Below are 22,797 nucleotides of genomic sequence, written 5' to 3' on the forward strand. Positions count from 1 at the left end.
TACCGTGGTCGTGTGACCGGAGCGCAGAAGGAAAGAGCAGCCCTCGTCGAGACCCTTCGAAAGGTGGGCCCCGACGCGCCCACCTTGTGTGAGGGCTGGACCACCCGCGATCTGTTGGCGCATCTGGTGGTCCGGGAACGACGCCCCGACACCGGGCCGGGCATCGTCATCCCGGCTTTCGCCGGCCACACCGAGAAGGTGCGGACCCAGGCGACGTCGAAGGACTGGGATGCCCAACTCGCGTTGCTCGCCTCCGGACCGCCGGTCTACTCGCCGTTCAAGCTGATCGACCGATTCGCCAACCTCGCCGAGATGTTCGTCCACCACGAAGACGTCCTGCGTGGCGGCGCCGACCCCGACGGGCCGTGGACGCCCCGGTCGCTGGCCCCCGAACTCGAGGCGGAGTTGCGAACGCCGGCCAAGTCGATGGGCCGGATGACGCTCAAGAAGGTCCCGGCCCGCGTGACCCTGCGCACCCCGGACGGCGAGGATCTGGTGACGGCGGGATCGGGTGACGACGTCATCGTGACCGGTCGCGTCGGTGAGCTGGTGCTGTTCGCGTTCGGCCGTACACCGGTCGACGTCACATTCGCCGGCGACGCCGCCGCGATCACGGGCGTCCGCGAGAGTTCGCGCGGCCTCTGAGCGATCACAACTTCGACACGCATTCGTTGTCTGTGTTGCCCGTGTGACTGATGTGACCGCTGCCCACTAGTCTGTCGGTATGGCTTCGAAGGCAAGCACGGGTACACGCGCGTCCTCCGCGCGCGGCGCTGCTGGTTCCACGCGCGGTGGATCCGCACGCGGTGGTTCGGGGCGGGCGAGTTCGGCTCGAGGGAGTTCGACCGCCGCTCGCCGCTCGACGGGTGACGGTTCGAAGAGCGGCGGTTCGAAGAGCGGTGGTTCGCGTCGTCAGACGGGCGCCGGTGCCTCGACGAGGTCGAAGGCCGGGGCATCGCGGAAGAGTTCCCGGTCCGCTGCACCAGCGGAGTCGGTGGACCTGCATCGTCGTTCCGTCGCCGCGGCCGGGGCGTCCGCGGTGGGCAAGGGCATCGGTGCCGGATGGTCGTTGTTCGCGCGGGGCGTCGGCAGCGCCGCCCGGGCGGGCTCGGGCGTCGGCCGCGGACCGCGCACCGAAGTCGTCGGAGAGTTCGACGACATCGACGACACCGACCCGGACTTCGAGGAGTTCGACGACGGGTCCGACGGCAACGGTCGACCCCGGCCCGGCGGTCACAGCCATCGGCGGGACGGGACAGCACTCGGTCTCCTCGCCTTCGGTCTGCTCGTCGGCGCCAGTGTGTGGTTCGGTGCGGCGGGTCCGGTGGGCGCCTTCATCGAGGCCCTCATCCGCGCGGTCATCGGGTCGGCAGCCGTGCTCGTGCCGGTCGGTCTCCTCGCGCTGGCAGTGGTCCTGATGCGACGGCCGGCCGCCCCGGAGCGACGCGGCCGCTACCTGTCGGGTGGGTTCCTGGTGATCCTTCCGCTGCTCGGTCTGATGCACCTCGTCGCCGGTGCGCCGGTCGACCTCCCCGGACGGTCCGGCGCGGCCGGGTTCGTCGGCTTCGCGGTGGGCACACCGTTGACCGCGGGCGTCACCGCGTGGGTCTCGGTGCCGATCCTGTTGTTGTGCATGGCATTCGGCGTACTCATCCTCAGCGGCCGAACCGTCCGCGAGGTCGTGGACGCCGCCGCCGGTTACCTCGGGCTGGGTGTCGGACGAGGCGACGACGCGCCCTGGGACGACGACGAGTGGGATGCCGACGCCGAGAACTACGACGATCCGGATTTCGACGACCCCGATACCGAGACCGACAGCGCCGAGTCGGATCCCTGGGACTCCGGTGCGCTCGAGTCGCGGTCCCGGCGTCGGCCGTACTCGTCGAACCCGTACGACAACTACCCGCCGGATTCGGCGCCGGCGCGGACCTCGGGACGGACGTCGCGGCGCAAGCCCGCCGACGTCGCCGACGTCGCCCCGCTCGAGGAGGCCGTCACCGAGAACTTCGCGGATGCCGACCAGCAGGTCACCGAGGTGATCGCGCCGAGCTCCCGTACCCGCGCCACCCCGGCCCGGCGGGCCACCGCGCGATCCGCGCCGCGTCCCGCACCCGAACCGGAGCCCCGGCACGAACCCGATCTCGACGATGAGATGACGGACGAGGGGATGTCGGACGACGAGGCGTTCATCCCGTCCGATCCCACCGCGGACGGGGACTATCGCCTGCCGCCCGCCGACCTTCTCCTCGAGGGCGATCCGCCGAAGATGGGCAGCAGCGCCAACGACGACATGATCGACCGGATGACCGGCGTGCTGGAGCAGTTCAAGATCGACGCCGCGGTCACCGGATACACCCGCGGGCCGACCGTCACGCGATACGAGATCGAACTCGGCCCGGGCGTGAAGGTCGAGAAGATCACCGCGCTGCAACGCAACATCGCCTACGCCGCGGCAACGGACAACGTGCGCCTGCTCGCGCCGATCCCCGGCAAGTCCGCGGTCGGTATCGAGGTCCCCAATTCCGACCGTGAGATGGTTCGCCTGGCCGACGTGCTGAATTCGCCGTCGACCCGGAAGGACAAGCATCCGTTGGTGATCGGGCTCGGCAAGGACATCGAGGGAGATTTCGTCAGCGCCAACCTGGCGAAGATGCCGCACCTGCTGGTCGCGGGGTCGACCGGCTCGGGCAAGTCGAGCTTCGTCAACTCGATGCTCGTGTCGCTGCTCAGCCGTGCGACACCGGAGCAGGTGCGGATGATCCTGATCGACCCGAAGATGGTCGAGCTCACCCCGTACGAGGGGATCCCGCACCTCATCACGCCGATCATCACGCAACCGAAGAAGGCCGCCGCCGCACTCGCCTGGCTCGTCGAGGAGATGGAGCAGCGCTATCAGGACATGAAGGCGTCGCGGGTGCGCCACATCGACGACTTCAACTCGAAGGTCCGGTCGGGAGACATCACCGCCCCGCTGGGCAGCGAACGCGTCTACAAGCCGTATCCGTACATCTTGGCCATCGTCGACGAGCTCGCCGACCTGATGATGACCGCGCCCCGCGACGTCGAGGACGCGATCGTGCGGATCACCCAGAAGGCGCGCGCCGCCGGCATCCATCTGGTGCTCGCGACGCAGCGTCCGTCGGTCGATGTCGTCACCGGTCTGATCAAGACCAACGTGCCGTCGCGGCTGGCGTTCGCGACGTCGTCGCTGACCGACTCACGCGTCATCCTGGATCAGCCGGGTGCCGAGAAGCTGATCGGCATGGGCGACGGCCTGTTCCTCCCGATGGGCGCCAACAAGCCGATCCGCATGCAGGGTGCCTACATCACCGACGAGGAGATCGCCGCGGTCGTCGATTTCTCCAAGGAGCAGGCCGAGCCGGAGTACACCGAGGGTGTCACCGCGGCGAAGGCGGGCGACAAGAAGGACATCGACAGCGACATCGGCAACGACCTCGACGATCTCCTGCAGGCGATCGAACTGGTCGTGTCGAGCCAGTTCGGGTCGACGTCGATGCTGCAGCGCAAGCTGCGGGTCGGGTTCGCCAAGGCCGGCCGTCTCATGGACCTGATGGAGACGCGCGGAGTGGTCGGCCCCAGCGAGGGCTCCAAGGCGCGTGAGGTGCTCGTGAAGCCCGACGATCTGGCGGGGGTGATCGCCTCGATCACCGGCGGCGGCGACGAAACGGACAGTTCCGGCACCTGACTCGGGTCGCTGACCTGCGGTTTCTGCAGATTTCCTGCAGTTTGTATAAGGTAGCCGGAGATCCATGAGGGGAGTATCCCCAAAGCGGCGTCTCCGTCAATACGGTCACGATTCGCAACGATGCCGATCATCGTCGCGGCCCTGACCCGGAGCGTCGGCCCCCGTTCGGTGGGAGAGACCTCTGGCTCGTCAGCTCATGCTGCCTGCTGGAGGTTACAAGTGGATGTTTCGCTGTCCGTATGGCTGATCACCTGTGCGGTGATCCTCGCCCTGTTCGCGTTCGACTTCTTCACCCACGTGCGCGTGCCCCACGCGCCGTCGCTCAAAGAGTCGGGCATCTGGTCGGCGATCTACATCGGATTCGCCGTCATCTTCGGTCTGTTCGTCTGGTGGAACTGGGGTTCGACCTTCGGCGGTGAGTACTTCGCCGGTTACGTCACCGAGAAGGCGCTGTCGGTGGACAACCTGTTCGTCTTCGTCATCATCATGGCGAAGTTCGCGGTGCCCAAGGAGTACCAGCAGAAGGTCCTGCTGCTCGGCATCCTGATGGCCCTCATCATGCGCGGCATCTTCATCGCCGTCGGTGCGGCCGCGATCAACGCCTACAGCTGGGTCTTCTACTTGTTCGGCGCGTTCCTGATCTTCACCGCCGTCAAGCTGCTCCGCGAGAGCGACGACCCGGTCGAGCACGAGGAGGAGCGCGAGACGCGCCTCGAGCGCTTCGTCAAGCGCTACCTGCGCACGCACGACTCCTACGACCGCGACAAGCTGTTCACCCGCGTCAACGGCAAGCGCCTCGCGACCCCGATGCTGATGGTTCTCATCGTCATCGGCTTTACCGACGTACTGTTCGCGCTCGACTCGATCCCGGCCATCTACGGCCTCACGTCCGAGCCCTACCTGGTCTTCACCGCCAACGCGTTCGCCCTGATGGGTCTGCGTCAGCTGTTCTTCCTCATCGGCGGACTGCTCGACCGCCTGGTGTACCTGTCCATCGGCCTGTCGATCATCTTGGCCTTCATCGGCGTCAAGCTGGTCCTCCACGCCCTGCACGAGAACACCCTGGCGTTCATCAACGGTGGCGAGCACGTCGCCGTCCCCGAGATCTCCACCGGACTGTCGCTGTCGGTGATCCTCGGTGTCCTGGTGATCACCACGGTGGCCAGCCTGATCAAGAGTCGCGGGATGGCGAAGTCGCCGGAGGTCGAATCCGCCGGCGACACGACCGACGCCCCGGCGCCGAAGTCCGAGGATTCCTGACCCGTCCACGTCCCCCCGGCGCCGACGGGTGGACGTGGCATCAGCCAGGGAACGGCCCGAACACCTGCGTCCACTCGTCGATGCGGATGGCGTCGACGGCCTGATGCGCCTGGAACGGGTCGTCGGCGAGGAATGCCTCGGCCGCCTCGAGGTCGGCTGCGCGAATGACGATGAGCGCGCCCGACCCGTCGGGATAGGGGCCGGCGATCAGCACGTTGCCCGCCGAATGTTCTTCCGCGAGCCACTCCCGGTGCAATGGCCGGTGCTGATCCCGCAGGGCGGCCTTGGCGGGGCGGTAGGTGTACTGCACGGCGAAGAACGGCATGGTCACTCCTGCTCGATGGTTGCCAGCATCCGGGTGTTGCCCAGGGTGTTGGGTTTGACGTAACTGAGGTCGAGAAACTCTGCGACGCCGGTGTCATAGGACCGGCACATCTCCTCGAACACCTCGCGCGTGACCGGGGTGCCCTGGATCTCGGCGAAACCGTGCCGCGCGAAGAAGGCCGTCTCGAACGTGAGCACGAAGACGCGCGAGAGCTGCAGTTCGCGGGCGACCGCCATGAGCCGGTCGACGAGGAGGTGGCCGATGCCGCGCCCGGCGTGGGCGTTGTCGACGGCGACCGTGCGGACCTCGCCGAGATCGGCCCAGAGCACATGCAGCGCACCACAACCGACGACCAGGCCGTCGACGTCGGCGACCCAGAACTCCTGGACGGACTCGTAGAGCGTGACGAGGTTCTTCTCGAGGAGGATTTTCCCGGCGTACTGGTCGATCAGTTCTTTGATCCGCGGGACGTCGGAGGTGCGCGCACGACGGATGACGACGTGATCGGCGGGGGACATGGGAATTCAGCTTAGTCTCTGCGATGGGGCGACCTGTGCACGTCGTTCGCCGGGACTGCCGATACCCTGATGGGCGTGTACTTGAGGACTGCCCTGAACTGCGGCACGACGCCGCGGTCAGGAGCGAGCTCATGACCGACCGGATCCGGCGCGCCGTCGAAGAGAACGGCATCGCCAATGTGGGCCGCGGGCCCGACCACATCACCGACCCGGTGGACCCGGTGCCGGTGGTCAACATCGCCAATGCGCTCACGGTGTTCCGGATCGTCCTGGTGCCGGTGTTCCTGGTCGCGCTGTTCATGGAGTCGGGCGAGTCGACGCTGTGGCGCACGATCGCCACGATCGTCTTCGGGGTCGCGGCGCTGACCGACCGGTACGACGGGATGATCGCCCGGCAGCGCGGCCTGATCACCGACTTCGGGAAGCTGGCCGACCCCATCGCGGACAAGGCCCTCATCGGCGGTGCCCTCGTCGGGCTGTCGATCCTCGGCATCCTGCCGTGGTGGGTCACCGTGGTGATCGTCGCCCGCGAGGTGTGGGTGACGGCGCTGCGTTTCTGGGTGTTGCGGCACAAGGTCATCCCGGCCAGCCGCGGCGGCAAGCTCAAGACGCTGCTGCAGGCGCTCGCCATCGGTCTGTACCTCCTCCCGCTCGGCGGACCGTGGCAGCTCGCCGCCGACATCCTGATGGGACTGGCGGTGGTGGTGACGATCTACACGGGTCTGGACTACACCTGGCAGGCGGTCAAGGTCCGGTCCGATCGCGATGAGACCGCACCCCGGCCGGTGGCACCGCGCGGACGTGCTGTGGGAGGAACCGGCGGCGGTCACTGACTTCGACTATCGTCGATCAGACGGTGCTGCCCCGACCGTGGGTGCCGACGCCGCCGGTGCCGCGGGGAACCCGTCGGGACCGCGAAGCGTTGGGTAGGGCAGCAGGCGCGCCGCCGGTTCGGTGGGCGCCGAGCAGTTCAGTTGGGCCGAGACGTTCAGTAGGGAGGAGACTCGATGGCGATGCTCTTACGCGAGGCGCTCGGCGACAGCCTGCGTCGGGTCCGGACGCAGCAGGGCCGGACCCTGCGCGAGGTGTCCACCGGTGCGCGGGTGAGTCTGGGCTACCTCTCGGAAGTCGAACGCGGTCAGAAGGAGGCGTCGAGCGAACTGCTCGCCGCGATCTGCGACGCGCTCGACGTCGAGATCGCCGACCTGCTCCTCGAAGTCGGCAGCGCAATGCGTCCGGCCGGTGCCGAACCCGTCGTGGTCGGCGCCGAGCCGATGGGCGACGGCGTGGAGGCCACCGAGGCCGGACTGACCGCGACCAAGGTCGTGATCCCGGCTCCCGCCGGCCGCCGGGAGGCCACGGCTCTCGCGGCTGCCTGACCCGCACCGTCTGAACGACACCGACTCAACACCGGACTCGCAGACGCTAGATTGGTCACCAGAGTTCTCAGACCCCTGAATGGAGTACGACGAGCATGGCGAACCCGTTCGTGAAGTTGTGGCGCTACCTCACAGCACTCGGCAACGCGAAGATCGACGAGCACGCTGACCCGAAGGTCCAGATCCAGCAGGCGATCGAGGACGCCCAGCGCCAGCACCAGGCGCTCTCGCAGCAGGCGGCCTCGGTGATCGGCAACCAGCGTCAGCTCGAGATGAAGCTGAACCGGCAACTCGAGGACGTCGAGCGGCTGCAGGCGAACACCCGCCAGGCGCTGACGCTGGCCGATCAGGCCGCCGCGGCCGGTGACACCCAGAAGGCGACCGAATACACCAACGCTGCCGAGGCGTTCGCGGCCCAGCTGGTGACCGCCGAGCAGAGCGTGGAGGACCTCAAGTCCTTGCACGACCAGTCGCTCCAGGCGGCCGATCAGGCCAAGAAGGCCGTCGAGCGCAACGCGATGATCCTGCAGCAGAAGCTGTCCGAGCGTTCGAAGCTGCTCAGTCAACTCGAGCAGGCGAAGATGCAGGAGCAGGTCTCGGCGTCGCTCAACCAGATGAGCGAGCTGTCGGTGCCCGGCAACACGCCGAGCCTCGACCAGGTCCGCGACAAGATCGAACGACGCTACGCGAACGCGCTCGGTTCGGCGGAGCTGGCCAAGAACTCCGTGCAGGGCCGCATGCAGGAGGTCGAGCAGGCCGGCGTGCAGATGGCCGGACATTCTCGTCTCGAACAGATCCGCGCGAGCATGCGCGGTGACGCGCTGCCCGCCGCCGGGACGACCGCACCGGGTCTGCAGAAGCCGGCGACCCAGTCCGCGCCGCCGACCACCGAGCCGCCCCAGCAGAACTGACAGATCGCGCACGCGTGCACGACGAACCCGTGCGCGTCGCGATCGTCGCGGGCTCCGACGCCGGGCATGCCTTCCCGGCATTCGCGCTGGCCGAGCGGTTCCGCTCCGCCGGTGACACACCGGTCGTGTTCACCTCTCTCGCATGGTCGGAGGCCGCGCGTCGCCGGGGGATCGACATCGCCGATCTCCCGGGGCTTCGCGCCGAGGACTCCGACGACGATTCCGACGCCGGAGCCAAGCTGAGTGCCCGCGCCGCGCGCATGGCCCAGCAGCTCGTCGGGCCGCTGCGTGCGGCCGGGACCCAACTCGTCATCTCCGACGTCATCACGGTGGGCGGCGGCTGGGCGGCTCAACTGTGTGGGCTGCCCTGGATCGAGCTGTCGCCGCATCCGCTGTACCGGCCGTCCCGGGGACTACCGCCGATCGGGTCCGGGCTCGAACCGGGTCGCGGCGTCGGGGGTCGGCTGCGCGACACGCTGATGCGCGCCGCCACCGCGTCGTCGATCCGCCAGGGCGTGCGGCAGCGGGACGCTGCGCGGCGGACGATCGGGCTGGGTGACGTCGACGCGGAACCGGCGGCGCGACTCATCGCCACCCTTCCCGGCCTCGAGGTCCCGCGCCCCGACTGGCCGACCGACGCGCATCTCGTCGGACCTCTGGGGTGGGAGCCCACCGACGATCACTTCACCGTGCCTACCGGCGATCACCCCCTCGCCGTCGTCGCCCCGTCGACCGCGCAGACCGGCGCCGCCGACATGCTCGGCGCGGCTCTCGAAGCCCTGTCGCCGGACACACTGGGCCGGACCGTGCGGGTGGTGGTCTCGGGGCTCCGCGACCCCGACGGGGCTGATCTCGCCCGCTTCCGCGGGGAACTGATCACGGCGGGGCCGGGCCGGCAGGACGAGGTGCTCGCGCACGCCGACCTGCTGATCTGTGGCTCGGGGCACGGGATCCTCGCCAAGGCGATGCTCGCGTCGGTGCCGGTCGTCGCGGTGCCCGGCGGGGGTGACCAGTGGGAGCTCGCCGCCCGGATCCGACGAGCCGGCGCGGGGCAGGTGGTGCGTCCGGTCACCGCGGACGCCGTTGCCGACGCCGTGCGGGCCGTCCTGGACAATCCGGCACATGCACGCGCGGCGGGTGCGATCGGGGAGTCGGTGGCCGACGTCGTCGACCCGGTGGCGGTCGCGCGTCGCGTCCTGGCGTCGTCACCTAGGCTGGACCCGTGCGTCTGACCGAGTTCACCGAGTTGATGACCACCGAATTCGGTGTGCCCTCGGCGGATTCGATCCTGTCCGATCACATCCTGATCGAGGTCGGCGGTCGCACGGGTGCCCAGGCGATCGACGACGGGGTCGACCCGCGCGATGTCTGGATCGCGATCTGTCGCGACTTCGACGTACCGCGCCATCGCTGGTGACACGCCACCGCGTGTCACACTTGCCATCGAACAGGTGTTCGTTCATCCTGGTGCCCAGAGGTGAAATCAGACGGAACCACACGGGCCGAGTCTGCGTCTGAAGAGTTGTCGGACCCACCGGCTACTTTCATCACATGAACGCCCGGACCGCACAGACCGCCCGCCGGAAATCCGGCTCACAACCGAGGAGAACTCCCATGGCACCTGCGCCCCAAGACCGCGAGAAGGCTCTCGACCTCGCCCTCGCGCAGATCGACAAGAACTTCGGCAAGGGTTCGGTGATGCGGCTCGGCGAGGAGACCCGTCAGCCGATCGAGATCATCCCCACCGGGTCCATCGCGCTCGACGTCGCCCTCGGTATCGGCGGACTGCCCCGCGGCCGCGTCGTGGAGATCTACGGTCCGGAGTCCTCGGGTAAGACGACCGTCGCCCTGCACGCCGTCGCCAACGCCCAGGCGCAGGGCGGCATCGCCGCGTTCATCGACGCCGAGCACGCACTCGATCCCGACTACGCCGCCAAACTCGGCGTCGACACCGACGCGCTGCTGGTGTCCCAGCCCGACACCGGTGAGCAGGCGCTCGAGATCGCGGACATGCTGATCCGATCGGGCGCGCTCGACATCCTGGTCATCGACTCGGTGGCCGCGCTGGTCCCCAAGGCCGAGATCGAGGGCGAGATGGGCGACAGCCACGTCGGTCTGCAGGCCCGCCTGATGAGCCAGGCCCTGCGGAAGATGACCTCCGCGCTGAACCAGTCGAAGACCACCGCGATCTTCATCAACCAGCTGCGCGAGAAGATCGGCGTCATGTTCGGATCGCCCGAGACCACCACGGGCGGAAAGGCGCTGAAGTTCTACTCGTCGGTGCGCCTCGACGTCCGCCGGATCGAGACCCTCAAGGACGGGACCGACGCGGTCGGTAACCGCACACGCGTCAAGGTCGTCAAGAACAAGGTCGCACCGCCGTTCAAGCAGGCCGAGTTCGACATCCTCTACGGCCAGGGCATCAGCAAGGAGGGCTCGCTGATCGACATGGGTGTCGCGGAGGGCTTCATCCGCAAGTCCGGTTCGTGGTTCACCTACGAGGGCGATCAACTCGGCCAGGGCAAGGAGAACGCGCGCAAGTTCCTGCTCGAGAACGTCGACATCCGCGACGAGATCGAGAAGAAGATCAAAGAGAAGCTGGGCATCGGCGCCACCGTCGACGCCGACGACATCGCCCCCGCCCCAGTCGAATTCTGACATCGAAGGCGAGTTCAGGTAGACCGTGAGCGAGGCAACGGACCCCGGGCAGACGCGCACACGGCGGGACAACGATCCCGACCGTAAGGGACCCAGTGCATGGGACTCGGCGCTCCGACTGCTCGGGGTTCGTGCGCGTTCACGCCAGGAGATGCGAGAGCGATTGACGCGCAAGGGTTTCGAACCCGACGCGGTCGACGACGTGATGGCGCGCCTGGAGCAACACAACCTCCTCGACGACGAGGAGTTCGCCTCCGAGTGGGTACGCTCCCGCCACCTCAACTCCGGTAAGGGACGCGTCGCGTTACGACACGAGCTCCGCACCAAGGGCATCGACGAGTCGATCATCGCCGAGGCCCTCGCCGACATCGACCCCGACGACGAACGTGAGATCGCGTCGGGTCTGGTCGTGCGCAAACTCACGCCCTCGGTCGTCGACCGGATAGCCGAGGATCGCGCCGAACGCGACAAGGCGATGCGACGTCTCGTCGGAATGCTGGTGCGGCGCGGCTATTCCCAGTCCCTGGCGTTCGACGTCGTGGGGGAGGCGCTCAGCGAGCTGCGTAGCGGCTGAGCGCCCCCACACGACGATCGTGCGGGTGTCACCTGCCGGTCGGCAGGTTCTCCGACGCAGCGAGTTCGGTCTCTTCCGGATCCGCGGGCGGTGCGGACGACCGGCGCCCCTGCCGGAGCCGGCGTTCGAGGCTGGTGGCGAAGGTCGAGAGCCCGAAGTTGATCAGGATCATGATGATGGCCACGACGATCAGCGCCGGGATGTAGTTGCCGTAGCGCGACGCCGAGAGCAGGCCGCTGCGGACCACCTCGGAGTAACCGATGATGTAGCCCAGCGCACTGTCCTTCAGTGCCACGACCATCTGCGAGATCAACGCGGGCATCATCGCCGTGATCGCCTGTGGCAGAAGGATGATGCGCATCATCTGGCTCTTGCGCAGACCCAGTGCCATCGACGCCTCGGTCTGTCCCTTGGGCAGTGAGTTGATACCGGATCGCAGGATCTCGGCCATGACCGACCCGTTGTACAGGGTGAGTCCGGTGACCACCGCCGCGAACGCCAGGAAGGACGACGGGAAGATCCCGTAGATCGCGAACAGGAACCAGGTGAACACCATCAGGATCAGCACCGGGATGGCGCGGAACACCTCGACGAACAGGCCCGCGATGGTGCGTACCCACAGGTGATCGGAGAGTCGGCCGATACCGAGGACCGCACCGAGCAACAGCGACAGCACGATCGAGACCGCCGCGGCCGCGAGGGTCCGCCACAGGCCCGGCAGGATGTAGCCGGTCCACGTGCTCCACGTGACGAACGGCGACCACTTCTCGGCGGTGAACTGTTCGTTGGCGGCGAGGACGGCGATCACGTAGATCGCGATCGCGGCCAGGACCGCGATGAACGCGATCGCCAGCAAGCGGTTCCGGGTGCGGGCGCGTGGTCCCGGGGCGTCGTAGAGGACGGTCGAGTCAGCGCTCATCGTTTCACCGCCAGTCGCTTGGCGAGGTAGCCGAAGACGGCACCCTCGCTGAGTGTGATGATCATGAATCCCGCCGCGATGACGCCGAAGATGACGAACAGCTGGTCGGAGTAGGTCTCGATCTCGGTCTTCATCAGAGCCGCCGCCTCGGCGACGCCGATCACCGAGGCGACCGTCGTGTTCTTGGTGAGCGCGATCAGGACGCTGCCCAGCGGACCGATCACCGACCGGATCGCCTGCGGCAGCACGATGACCCCGAAGACCTGCGTGAACGAGAGGCCGAGGGAGCGAGCGGCTTCGGCCTGCCCGAGCGGGACCGTGTTGAAGCCGGAGCGCAGCGTCTCACAGACGAACGTCGAGGTGTACAGCACGAAGGCGAGGACGGCGAGCCAGAAGTTGTTCGACTCGATCGTCGGCGCGAAGGTCAGGCCCAGGTTCTGGTACAGGCCGATCGCACAGAACAGCACCACGAGTGTCAGCGGCGTGTTGCGGACGATGTTCACGTAGACCTCGGCGAAGCCGCGCATCACCGGCACCGGGGAGACCCGCATGGCCGCGAGGATCGTGCCCCACACCAGCGAGCCGATCGCCGAGTAGAAGGTCAGCTGGATGGTCACCCAGAAGGCGGGCCACAGCTCTGGACCCATGCTCTCCCACAGAGAGACGTCATTCATCGGTAGCTCCGTCGCTCACTGCAGCCCGGGCGGGCACGGTGTGGAGGGCGAGTCGAGGAAGTCGAGGTCGCCGGGATCGGGCAGGTAGGGGAACTTCGAGTCCGGACGGTCGGCGCGGGCGATGATCTCGTCCACGTAGGGATTGCCGAGCGCCTCGCGCAGCGCGGCGTTCCAGGCCGACTCGCCGTCGACGGAAGGCGCGAGCATCGCGTCGAGTGCCGTGTTGACGGCGTTCTGCGACGCCGTGTCGTCCAGAGCCAGCCCCACGCCGTAGCGCTCGGTGGAGAACGGACTGCCCGCGGTCTTCAGGGCATCCTTCACGCAGGCGTCCTTGAGGTAGGTCATCTCGACGAGCTTGAACTCGCCCTCCCAGAAGTTGGAGTAGCCGGCGAGGATCGCCTCGTCGGTGGTCACCGCGTCGACCTTGTCGCGACGCAGCGCCTCGACGCAGGCCGAGTAGGAGTCGTACTCCTGCAACTGGACCGCGGGCAGCTGTGCCTTGACGTTCTGCGCCGGTGTCGAGCCGGTCACCGAGCAGAGCTTCTTGCCCTTGTCGAGGTCGGCGAGTTCGTCGATCGTGTTGTCGTCGGCACGCACCATCAGACCCTGGTACGTGACGAGATAGGGACCGCCGAAGGACACCTTCTTCGAGCGCGCCGCGTTGATCGAGTACGTGGCCGCGATCAGGTCGACCTCACCGTTGTCGATCATCGCCTCGCGGCGCGCCGAGGGGGTCTCGCGCCAGGTGACCTCGGGATGGGGGACACCGAGGTCGTCGGCGATGTGGTTGACGACATAGCGCGACACCGAGGCGTCGAAACCCTCGACATTGCCGTCGGGTTCGTACAGACCGAGACCCGGCTGGTCGAACTTGACGCCCAGCACGACCGATCCCTCGCGGATGGAGTCGAGCAGATTGCGCGGTTCGGTGCTGCCGCAGGCGGACAACACGGTGGCGAGCAGGGCGCCGACCGCGAGGACCAGGCCCGCGGTCCGCATCGGGCGGGTGGTTCGCTGTGTCATGTCAGTGCCCCAGGATCTTGCCGAGGAAGTCCCGGGCGCGATCGGTCGACGGGTTGCTGAAGAACGTCTCCGGATCGGAGTCCTCGATGATCGCCCCGTCGGCCATGAAGATGATGCGGTCGGCGGCCTTGCGCGCGAAGCCCATCTCGTGGGTGACGACCACCATCGTCATGCCCTCTTTCGCGAGGGACACCATCACGTCGAGCACCTCGTTGACCATCTCCGGGTCGAGGGCCGAGGTCGGTTCGTCGAACAACATGATCTTCGGGTTCATCGCCAGCGACCGGGCGATGGCCACGCGCTGCTGCTGGCCGCCGGAGAGCTGGGCGGGGTACTTGTCCTTCTGGCTGGCGATGCCGACGCGCTCGAGCAGTTCGAGGGCGCGCTTGCCGGCCTCGTCCTTGCTCTTCTTGCGCACCTTGATCGGCGCGAGCGTGACATTCTCGAGGATCGTCTTGTGCGAGAACAGGTTGAAGGACTGGAAGACCATTCCGACGTCGGCGCGGAGCCGGGCGAGGTCCTTGCCCTCGGCGGGCAGCACCTGCCCCTCGACCAGGATCTCGCCGCCGTCGATCGGCTCGAGGCGATTGATCGTGCGGCAGAGGGTGGACTTGCCCGAGCCCGACGGTCCGAGGACCACCACGACCTGACCGGCGGGGACCTCGAGATCGATGTCCTTGAGGACGTGCAACGACCCGAAGTGTTTCTGCACCCCGCGCATCGCGATCATCGGCTGGGACCCTGGGTCCGCGGACTTACTCGGCGAAACGGTCATTGGGGCACCCTATCGGCCGACGTGGAACACGGTGTCCTGTGGGAGTCGATTTGCGTGCGCCCCGTACCCTCGTAGGGGTGAGTATCGAGTTGTCGGATCGGCCTGAGCAGGCAGCACCCGCCGCGCGCAGTTATCAGGTCCGTACCTACGGCTGCCAGATGAACGTCCACGATTCCGAGCGCATCGCCGGTCTGCTCGAGGACGCCGGGTACGTGCGCGCGGGTGATGACGACCCCGCCGATCTCGTCGTCTTCAACACTTGCGCGATCCGGGAGAACGCCGACAACAAGCTGTACGGCAACCTGTCGCACCTCGCCCCGGTCAAGTCCGATCGGCCCGGCATGCAGATCGCCGTCGGCGGCTGCCTCGCGCAGAAGGACAAGGACACGGTGCTGTCCCGAGCACCGTGGGTCGACGTCGTCTTCGGCACACACAACATAGGGTCGCTGCCCGCGTTGCTCGATCGTGCCCGCCACAACGACGCCGCCCAGGTGGAGATCCTCGACGCGCTCGAGCGGTTCCCGTCGACCCTGCCGGCCAAGCGCGACTCCGCCTACTCGGGCTGGGTGTCGGTGTCGGTGGGGTGCAACAACACCTGCACGTTCTGCATCGTGCCGTCGCTGCGCGGCAAGGAGGTCGACCGCCGGCCGGGCGAGGTGCTCGCCGAGGTACAGGCCCTCGTCGACCAGGGTGTCGTCGAGGTGACTCTGCTGGGCCAGAACGTGAACGCCTACGGGATGTCCTTCGCCGATCCCGATCAGCCCCGCAACCGGGGCGCCTTCGCCGAACTGCTGCGCGCCTGCGGTGACATCGAGGGGCTCGAACGCGTCCGGTTCACCTCACCGCACCCCGCCGAGTTCACCGACGACGTGATCGAGGCGATGGCCCAGACGCCGAATGTGTGTCCGCAACTGCACATGCCGCTGCAGTCGGGGTCCGATCGCATCCTGCGCGCGATGCGCCGCAGCTACCGGCAGACCAAGTTCCTGGGCATCCTCGACAAGGTCCGCGAGGCCATGCCGCATGCGGCGATCACCACCGACATCATCGTCGGCTTCCCCGGCGAGACCGAGGAGGACTTCCAGGCCACCCTGGACGTCGTCGAGCGCGCCCGCTTCTCGAGCGCGTTCACCTTCCAGTATTCGCCCCGCCCCGGCACGCCCGCCGCGACGATGGCCGATCAGGTGCCGCCCGAGGTCGTGGCCGATCGCTACCGGCGTCTCATCGCGCTGCAGGAGCGGATCTGCCTGGCCGAGAACGAGGCGCTGGTCGGGACCGAGGTGGAGTTGCTCGTGGTCGCCGACGAGGGGCGCAAGTCGGCGAAGACCAAGCGCATGACCGGCCGCGCCCGGGACGGCCGCCTGGTGCACTTCGCGCCCGGAACGGCGTCGGGGATCCGCCCGGGTGACGTCGTGCACACGCAGCTCACCGCAGCTGCACCACACCATCTGATCGCCGATTCCGGCGTTCTCGCGCACCGTCGCACCCGCGCCGGCGACGCGCACGAACAGAGCCGTACCCCCACCACCGCGCCCGTCGGCGTCGGGCTCGGGCTGCCGGGGTTCGGTGCCCCCGCCGCCGTCCCGGCCGACGCCGGCTGCGGCAGTGGCTGCGGCAGCTGACCACCATCACGAAGTGAGGCGATGACCATGTCCGAGAATTCGGCGTCCGACAACGAGGCGTCCGGCAGCTCTGCGTCCGAGAAGGCCGCCCTCGAGCAGTACGAGAACGACCTGCGCAAGGCGGAACGGCGGGTGGCCGGCGAGATCGACCCGGGTGCGCGCGCGGTCGTCGTCGCCGTGGCCGTCGTCCTCGCCATGGTGTCGATGGTGTTGCCGCACACGGGATCCGTCACCGGGCTCGAGGTCCTCACCTTCACGCCCGAGGCGGCCGCCGAGCGCGTCACGATCGTGTCGAGGATCTTCGTCTACCTGGTGACGATCTTCGGCATCGTCGTCTCCATGCTCGCGCTGCTCACCCGCCGGTGGTTCCTGGCGTGGATCGCGCTGTGCGGGTGCGCCATCGCGTGCGTCGCCGGGATGCTGGCGTGGTGGTCGCGGAACACGCCGGGCGTCGGTGGCGTCGAGCCGCCGTCGGGCGTTGGCATCGGCCTCGTGCTGGGCTGGATCGCGGTCTTCGTGCTCACGTTCCACTGGTCCCGCGTCGTGTGGGCGCGGAGCTCCTATCAGCTCGCGCTCGAGGACGAGCGGCGCCGGCAGGCCGCCGAGCAGGAGGCCTACGCCGCAGCGCTGTACCGCAAGAACCCGCACGAGGACTGATCCGGCCGGCCCCGACCGGACTCAGCGGTCGGTGACGGCACTCTCCGCGGCGGCGGCCCACTCGCGCCACTGCGCAGCCTGATCGCGCAACTTCGCGGCGTCGCGGTCCTTTCCGCGTTCGGCCGCCTTGCGTGCCTGGTCCTCGAGTTGCGCTGCGCGACCGGCGAATTGCGCCGCCCGCGCCAGTGCCTCGGGATCGGTCCGTTGCCACTGAGCGTCCTCGGCGTCGCGGATGCGCTTCTCCAGGGCCCGCGCGCGGGCCTCCAGGCTGTGCATCTGATCGCGCGGGACCTTGCCCAGCTCGTCCCACTGATCGCGGAACGACCGGAACTCGCGGCGGGCCGCGTCGAGATCGGCGGCCGGGTCGATGGCCTTCTCGGCGGCATCGAGCAGGGCGACCTTGGCGGTCGCGTTCGCGGAGAATTCCGCGTCGCGCTCCGACGACGCCGCGTTGCGGGCGCCGAAGAAGACGTCCTGTGCGGCCTTGAACCGCTGCCAGAGGGCCTCGTCGGTGTCCCGCGGGGCGCGGCCGGCCGCCTTCCACTCACCGAGCAGTTCCCGGAACTTGGCCGACGTCGGACCCCAGTCGGTGGAGCCGGACAGCTCCTCGGCGCGGGCGATGAGTGCTTCCTTGCGTTCCTTCGCACCGGCGCGCTCGCGGTCGAGTTCGGCGAAGTGCGCACCTCGCCGGCGATTGAAGGCGTCGCGCGCTTTGGCGTACCGCTTCCACAGCGCGTCGTCGGTCTTGCGGTCGACGCCCTTGATGGACTTCCACTCGTCGAGGATCTCGCGCAGCCGGTCGCCCGCGCTCTTCCAGTTGGTCGCGTCGGCGCCGATCTGCTCGGCCTCGGCGGCGAGGACCTCCTTGCGCGCGATGGCCTCCGACCGGGTCTTCTCGCGCTCGGCGCGGATGGTCTCGGCGACCTCGTCGGCGCTGCCGACGATCGCCTCGAGGCGGCGCTGCAGCGCGGCGACGTCACCGATCACATGCGCGTTGGGCAACTCGTCGAGCAGGTGCTTGGCGGCTTGCTGGGCCTTACGCGGGTCTCCCGAGCGGGCGGTGAGCCGTTCCTCGAGGATCTCGACCTCGGTGGCGAGGTCGTCGAACCGGCGTCCGAAGTGCGCAAGCCCCTCCTCGACCGTGCCGGCCTGCCACGAACCGATCTCGCGTTCGCCCTCGTCGGTCTTGAGCCACACGACACCCGACTCGTCGATACGACCGAAGCGGTGCGGATCGCCGGTGACGAGATGCGTGACGACCGGTTCGGACGCGATGCCGGGGCGGGGTCCGGGCTTGGGCCGGGGTCCCGGCTTGGGTCCCGGCTTCGGTGTGTCCGGCCCGGCGGGTGCCTGCTGGGGTTCGGAAGCCGATTCGGTCGGGTTGCTCATGTGCACGTGTCCTGCCGCTCAGTGGTGCCGCGCGTCACGGCTGCCGGTCGCTGGAGTCGGTTCTCGCCGGGCATCCTACGCCCGCGATCGCCGACAAGTACCGTTCCATTCAAGCAGTTCAGGCCCGTCGATGTGGCGTCCGTGCCGAGTTGGTGGGTCGCGGCGCGGGGTAACCGGCGCCGGGAGCGGAGCGAGCGGGCCGAATGTGACCGGCGCCGGGAGCGGAGCGAGCGGGGCGGATCCTGTCGACTAGCGTCGTGGTGTGCTTGCGGCCGTCGTCTTCGTTCCGAGTGCCCCGCTGCTCGTCCCCGAGTTGGCCGGACCGGCCGCCTTCGACACCGAGCCGGTGCGGCGGGCAGCTCTCGAGGCGGTCGCGGGCGCGCTCGGCATCGACCGCTGGGTGGCGATCGGAACCGCCGACGAGGCGATCGCGGGCCTGGTGGGCGAGCCCCTGCGCGGAACCTTCGCGCGCTTCGGCGTGGATGTCCCGGTCACGATCGACTCAGCGATCACCGATGTCGCCGCCACCGATGTCGCCGCCACCGATGTCGCGGTCACCGACCCGCTGCCCCGGATGAGTCTGTCGGCGCTGATCGCCGGGTGGATCGCCGAGCGGATGGCGCTGGGTCCGCTGAGCGTGTGCAGCGTCGGTTCCGCCACGCCGCCCGCGGAGTGCGTCGCGGTGGGTACCCGGCTGGCCGCCCGTCTCGACGAGGGCTCGGACGCCGTCGGGGTCCTGGTGGTGGGCGACGGGTCGACGGCGCTGACCGACAAGGCCCCCGGCGGGGGGCGTCGGGAATCGGCGGTGGCGCTGAACGACGCGATCGTGGCTGCGCTCGGATCGGCGGACACGGACACGCTGATGGCACTCGACCCTGCGAAGTGCGATGCCGAGGGCGTCGGCGGCCGGGTCGCGTGGCAGGTGGCGGCCGGTCTCGTCGGCGACCGGTCGGTCCGGGCGGTACCCGACTTCGCCGACGCGCCCTTCGGCGTGGGTTACGTGGTCGTGACCTGGACCGTCGACGACGGCGAGCACGCCCGATGACCGCGCCGCCCACCCCGATCGCTGTTGTCGGACCCACTGCCGGCGGCAAGTCCGATCTGGCCCTCGACCTCGCCGAACGGCTCGGCGGCGAGATCGTCAACATCGACGCGATGCAGCAGTACCGCGGCATGGACGTCGGGACGGCCAAGCTCCCGCCCGACGAACGCCGTGGCATCCCGCACCACCAGTTGGACGTGCTCGACGTGACCGAGGTGGCGACCGTCGCGCGCTATCAGCAGGCCGCGCGGGCCGACGTCGATCGGTTGCGCGCCGCGGGTCGGGTCCCGGTGATCGTCGGCGGATCGATGATGTACGTCCAGGGACTCCTCGACGACTGGCAGTTCCCGGCCACCGACCCGGAGGTCCGCCGGCGTTACGAGGACCTGCTCGACGAGCGCGGAGTGGGCGAGATGCACCGGTTGCTCGCGGAGGTCGACCCGGCCGCGGCGTCGACCATCCTGGCCACCGACGGTCGCCGCATCGTGCGGGCGCTGGAGGTGGTCGAGCTGACCGGTGCACCCTTCGCCGCGTCGCAGCCCACCATCGGCGAACCGCGCTGGGGCACGATCATCCTCGCCCTCGACCGGGACACCGATGAACTCGACGATCGGATCCGCCGTCGTACGAGAGCGATGTTCGAGCAGGGCCTCGTCGAGGAGGTGGAGGACCTCTGTTCCCGCGGCCTGCGAGAGGGACGCACCGCGTCGCAGGCGATCGGTTACAAACAGGTCCTCGCGGCCCTCGACGACGAGTACGACCTCGCGCAGGCCGAGGAGCTGACCTTCATCGGCACCCGGCGTTATGTGCGTCGGCAGCGCTCGTGGTTCCGCCGCGATCACCGGGCGCAGTGGCTCGACGCCGCCGCACCCGATCTGCTCGACCGAGCGCTGCGCATCGTCGACGCGCCTTCCCCGTAGGCTGTGATCCGTGACTTCCGCCCCGCAGAGCAGTGCGAGCGACGGCCTGCACTTCGTCAAGGGTCATGGCACCCAGAACGACTTCGTGGTCCTCGCCGACCCCGACGCCGAGATCGCGCTCGACGCCGCGACGGTCGCGGCGCTGTGCGACCGGCAACGGGGGATCGGCGCCGACGGATTGCTGCGCGTCGCCCGCTCGGGTGCCCTCGTCTCGGCCGGTGTCCTCGACGCCCTGCCCGACGGGGTGTCGGCCGACGACTGGTTCATGGACTACCGCAACGGCGACGGTTCGGTCGCGGAGATGTGCGGCAACGGGGTACGCGTCTTCGCCCACTACGTCCGGGCGTCGGGACTCGTCGACACCGACACGTTCTCCGTCGGTTCCCGCGCGGGTGCCCGCGGCGTCACCATCCACTCCTTCGACGCCGTGCACGCCGAGGTCACGGTGGAGATGGGTCCGGCGCGGCTCGACGGGTCGTCGGTGGTCCGCATCGGTGACGACATCTACCCCGGTGCGATGGTCGACGTGGGAAACCCCCACCTGGCGTGCGTCGTCGCGGACATGACCGCGGCCGACCTCGACGCGGTCGACTTCTCCGCCGGCGTGATCATCGAGGCCGCCGACTTCCCGCACGGCGCGAACGTCGAGCTGCTGACCCCACCCGTGGAAGGCCCCGACGGCGGCCTGACCGCGCGGATGCGGGTGTTCGAGCGGGGCGTCGGGGAGACGCGCAGCTGCGGAACCGGCCTGGTCGCGGCGGCGCGCGCCGCTCTCGACGCCCGCGGCGCGGACACCGGCGAGCTGCGCATCGGCATCCCCGGCGGTGAGGTCACCGTGACGATCCGTCCCGACGGCTCGACCCTGCGCGGGCCGTCGATGCTGGTCGCCGACGGGGTGCTGCGGCCCGGCTGGGAGCGCTGAGCTCGATATTCGCGTGCTCGGCCCGGGCCGGTCGTGAGACCATGGTTCCCGTATGACCGAATCAGAAGCACAGATCATGTCCGCGGCCGATCTCGGGATCCGCGACACCGCGGATCCCACCACCGGCGAACTCCAACTGTCCGAGCGCGCCTCACTGCAGCGCATCGTGGGACTCTCCACCGAACTCACCGACGTCACCGAGGTCGAGTACCGGCAGCTACGACTCGAACGCGTGGTCCTGGTCGGCGTGTGGACCGAGGGCAGCGCGGCTGCCGCGAAGGCCAACATGACCGAGCTGGCCGCCCTCGCCGAGACGGCCGGTTCACAGATCCTGGACGCGGTGATCCAGCGTCGCTCCAAACCCGATCCCGCCACCTACATCGGCAGTGGCAAGGCCGAGGAATTGCGCGAGATCGTCCTCGCGACCGGCGCCGACACCGTCGTGTGCGACGGTGAGCTCACCCCCGCCCAGCTCAATGCGCTGGAGAAGGTGGTGAAGGTGAAGGTCATCGACCGCACCGCGCTGATCCTCGACATCTTCGCCCAGCACGCGACCTCGCGGGAGGGCAAGGCGCAGGTGTCCCTCGCCCAGATGGAGTACATGCTCCCGCGTCTGCGCGGTTGGGGTGAATCGATGTCCCGTCAGGCCGGTGGCCGGGCGGGCAGCAACGGCGGTGTGGGCCTGCGCGGTCCCGGTGAGACCAAGATCGAGACCGACCGTCGCCGCATTCGGGAGCGGATCGCCAAGCTGCGGCGCGAGATCCGTGGCATGAAGAAGGCGCGGAACACCAAACGTGCTGCGCGCAAGAGCGGTTCGATCCCGACGATCACCGTCGCCGGCTACACCAACGCGGGCAAGTCCAGCCTGGTCAACGCGATGACCGGCGCCGGTGTCCTCGTGCAGGACGCGTTGTTCGCGACCCTGGATCCCACCACGAGACGGGCGACGCTCGACGACGGCCGCGCGGTCGTCTTCACCGACACGGTCGGGTTCGTCCGGCATCTGCCGACCCAACTCGTCGAGGCGTTCCGCTCGACGCTCGAGGAGGTCGTCGACGCCGATCTGCTGCTGCACGTCGTGGACGGTGCGGACGCCTTCCCGATGGAACAGATCTCGGCCGTCCGTCAGGTCATCAACGAGATCGTCGCCGAAGAGGGCGTCACCGCGCCGCCGGAGTTGTTGGTCATCAACAAGATCGACGCCATCGACGGCAACCGACTCACCGAGTTGCGCGGCGCGCTCGGTCCGGATGCGGTGTTCATCTCCGCCCGGACCGGCGAGGGACTGCCCGAACTCTTCGGGCGGGTGCGCGAGTTCGTCGGCCGCGAGGACGTCGAGATGACCATCGAGGTGCCGTTCGACCGGGGTGATGTCGTGTCTCGCGTCCACAGCGAGGGCGAGGTCATCTCGTCGGAGCACACCGAGACCGGTACCACGATGAAGGTCCGCGTCCCGGCCGCTTTCGCGGGCGAGATCGCGGACCTCCGGATCTGAGCGCCACGCCGGCTGTACGGACCCAGTC

23 protein-coding genes are annotated in these 22,797 nt (G+C 68.6%); 16 read left to right on the top strand and 7 right to left on the bottom strand.

Annotated elements, in window-relative coordinates; genetic code table 11:
• Positions 1-12: 12 nt before the first annotated feature.
• From M4D77_RS07670 to M4D77_RS07680, 3 genes are all read left to right on the top strand, one after another.
• Positions 13-645, top strand: coding sequence for a TIGR03085 family metal-binding protein (locus tag M4D77_RS07670; protein ID WP_259935938.1), 633 nt, complete (start codon positions 13-15; stop codon positions 643-645).
• Between the two features lie 79 nt (positions 646-724).
• The gene (locus M4D77_RS07675; protein WP_254661138.1) at positions 725-3,706 is read left to right on the top strand and encodes a DNA translocase FtsK; all 2,982 of its coding nucleotides are present in this window, start codon (positions 725-727) and stop codon (positions 3,704-3,706) included.
• Between the two features lie 219 nt (positions 3,707-3,925).
• Positions 3,926-4,966 carry a TerC family protein gene (locus tag M4D77_RS07680; RefSeq protein ID WP_065628928.1) on the top strand — a complete coding sequence of 347 codons (1,041 nt, stop codon included), beginning with the start codon at positions 3,926-3,928 and terminating at the stop codon, positions 4,964-4,966.
• Positions 4,967-5,006: 40 nt separating this feature from the next.
• Here M4D77_RS07680 and M4D77_RS07685 read toward each other — a convergent pair whose 3' ends face one another.
• Positions 5,007-5,291, bottom strand: a complete 285-nt coding sequence (locus tag M4D77_RS07685) for a YciI family protein (protein WP_065628927.1) — start codon at positions 5,289-5,291, stop codon at positions 5,007-5,009.
• 2 nt (positions 5,292-5,293) lie between these two features.
• A complete protein-coding gene (locus M4D77_RS07690) occupies positions 5,294-5,809 on the bottom strand; it encodes an amino-acid N-acetyltransferase (protein WP_058250177.1) in 516 nt (171 codons plus the stop codon).
• 131 nt (positions 5,810-5,940) lie between these two features.
• On the opposite strand from M4D77_RS07690, the gene pgsA reads away from it, so the two are divergent.
• The 7 genes from pgsA to M4D77_RS07725 all read left to right on the top strand — a co-directional run bounded on the left by pgsA (position 5,941) and on the right by M4D77_RS07725 (position 11,331).
• Positions 5,941-6,642, top strand: coding sequence for a CDP-diacylglycerol--glycerol-3-phosphate 3-phosphatidyltransferase (gene pgsA, locus M4D77_RS07695; protein ID WP_065628926.1), 702 nt, complete (start codon positions 5,941-5,943; stop codon positions 6,640-6,642).
• 174 nt (positions 6,643-6,816) lie between these two features.
• Positions 6,817-7,188, top strand: coding sequence for a helix-turn-helix domain-containing protein (locus tag M4D77_RS07700; protein WP_058250179.1), 372 nt, complete (start codon positions 6,817-6,819; stop codon positions 7,186-7,188).
• Between the two features lie 95 nt (positions 7,189-7,283).
• A complete protein-coding gene (gene pspA / locus M4D77_RS07705; protein ID WP_058250180.1) occupies positions 7,284-8,099 on the top strand; it encodes a phage shock protein PspA in 816 nt (271 codons plus the stop codon).
• A gap of 29 nt (positions 8,100-8,128) precedes the next feature.
• Positions 8,129-9,331: a glycosyltransferase gene (locus M4D77_RS07710; protein WP_259935948.1), complete on the top strand. Its 1,203-nt coding sequence runs from the start codon at positions 8,129-8,131 to the stop codon at positions 9,329-9,331.
• Positions 9,322-9,516 carry a DUF3046 domain-containing protein gene (locus M4D77_RS07715; protein ID WP_058250181.1) on the top strand — a complete coding sequence of 65 codons (195 nt, stop codon included), beginning with the start codon at positions 9,322-9,324 and terminating at the stop codon, positions 9,514-9,516. Before M4D77_RS07710 ends, M4D77_RS07715 begins: the two co-directional genes overlap by 10 nt.
• Positions 9,517-9,713: 197 nt before the next feature.
• A complete protein-coding gene (recA, locus tag M4D77_RS07720) occupies positions 9,714-10,757 on the top strand; it encodes a recombinase RecA (protein WP_006866461.1) in 1,044 nt (347 codons plus the stop codon).
• 25 nt (positions 10,758-10,782) lie between these two features.
• Positions 10,783-11,331 (top strand): regulatory protein RecX, encoded by a 549-nt coding sequence (locus tag M4D77_RS07725; protein ID WP_259935939.1) that lies wholly within the window; start codon positions 10,783-10,785, stop codon positions 11,329-11,331.
• 28 nt (positions 11,332-11,359) lie between these two features.
• Here M4D77_RS07725 and M4D77_RS07730 read toward each other — a convergent pair whose 3' ends face one another.
• Genes M4D77_RS07730 through M4D77_RS07745 form a run of 4 tightly spaced genes read right to left on the bottom strand, consistent with a single transcriptional unit; the run spans position 11,360 to position 14,677 of the window.
• The gene (locus M4D77_RS07730; RefSeq protein ID WP_137808711.1) at positions 11,360-12,250 is read right to left on the bottom strand and encodes an amino acid ABC transporter permease; all 891 of its coding nucleotides are present in this window, start codon (positions 12,248-12,250) and stop codon (positions 11,360-11,362) included.
• Entirely contained in the window at positions 12,247-12,924 is a 678-nt protein-coding gene (locus tag M4D77_RS07735; RefSeq protein ID WP_058250184.1) for an amino acid ABC transporter permease, read from the bottom strand. Before M4D77_RS07735 ends, M4D77_RS07730 begins: the two co-directional genes overlap by 4 nt.
• A 15-nt stretch (positions 12,925-12,939) precedes the next feature.
• A complete protein-coding gene (locus tag M4D77_RS07740; RefSeq protein WP_065628923.1) occupies positions 12,940-13,947 on the bottom strand; it encodes a glutamate ABC transporter substrate-binding protein in 1,008 nt (335 codons plus the stop codon).
• Between the two features lies 1 nt (position 13,948).
• The gene (locus M4D77_RS07745) at positions 13,949-14,677 is read right to left on the bottom strand and encodes an amino acid ABC transporter ATP-binding protein (protein WP_171011537.1); all 729 of its coding nucleotides are present in this window, start codon (positions 14,675-14,677) and stop codon (positions 13,949-13,951) included.
• A gap of 134 nt (positions 14,678-14,811) precedes the next feature.
• Between M4D77_RS07745 and miaB the strand changes: the two genes are divergently transcribed.
• Together miaB and M4D77_RS07755 are read left to right on the top strand one after the other, a co-directional pair.
• Positions 14,812-16,344, top strand: coding sequence for a tRNA (N6-isopentenyl adenosine(37)-C2)-methylthiotransferase MiaB (miaB, locus tag M4D77_RS07750; protein WP_065629071.1), 1,533 nt, complete (start codon positions 14,812-14,814; stop codon positions 16,342-16,344).
• A gap of 27 nt (positions 16,345-16,371) precedes the next feature.
• Entirely contained in the window at positions 16,372-17,001 is a 630-nt protein-coding gene (locus tag M4D77_RS07755) for a hypothetical protein (RefSeq protein WP_139104500.1), read from the top strand.
• Between the two features lie 21 nt (positions 17,002-17,022).
• On the opposite strand, the gene M4D77_RS07760 is transcribed toward M4D77_RS07755, so the two are convergent.
• A complete protein-coding gene (locus M4D77_RS07760) occupies positions 17,023-18,390 on the bottom strand; it encodes a DUF349 domain-containing protein (RefSeq protein ID WP_175401037.1) in 1,368 nt (455 codons plus the stop codon).
• Between the two features lie 262 nt (positions 18,391-18,652).
• On the opposite strand from M4D77_RS07760, the gene M4D77_RS07765 reads away from it, so the two are divergent.
• From M4D77_RS07765 to hflX, 4 genes are read left to right on the top strand one after another with little or no spacing between them, the layout of a single operon-like run.
• Positions 18,653-19,435, top strand: coding sequence for a hypothetical protein (locus tag M4D77_RS07765; protein ID WP_065628919.1), 783 nt, complete (start codon positions 18,653-18,655; stop codon positions 19,433-19,435).
• A complete protein-coding gene (miaA, locus tag M4D77_RS07770) occupies positions 19,432-20,352 on the top strand; it encodes a tRNA (adenosine(37)-N6)-dimethylallyltransferase MiaA (protein WP_065628918.1) in 921 nt (306 codons plus the stop codon). Before M4D77_RS07765 ends, miaA begins: the two co-directional genes overlap by 4 nt.
• Positions 20,353-20,362: 10 nt before the next feature.
• The gene (gene dapF, locus M4D77_RS07775) at positions 20,363-21,274 is read left to right on the top strand and encodes a diaminopimelate epimerase (protein WP_259935940.1); all 912 of its coding nucleotides are present in this window, start codon (positions 20,363-20,365) and stop codon (positions 21,272-21,274) included.
• 52 nt (positions 21,275-21,326) lie between these two features.
• Positions 21,327-22,769: a GTPase HflX gene (hflX, locus tag M4D77_RS07780; RefSeq protein WP_259935941.1), complete on the top strand. Its 1,443-nt coding sequence runs from the start codon at positions 21,327-21,329 to the stop codon at positions 22,767-22,769.
• The last annotated feature ends 28 nt before the right edge of the window (positions 22,770-22,797 follow it).

Origin of the sequence: Gordonia sp. p3-SID1431, from assembly GCF_025143765.1 — a bacterium.
GTDB classification, from domain to species: Bacteria; Actinomycetota; Actinomycetes; order Mycobacteriales; family Mycobacteriaceae; genus Gordonia; species Gordonia hongkongensis.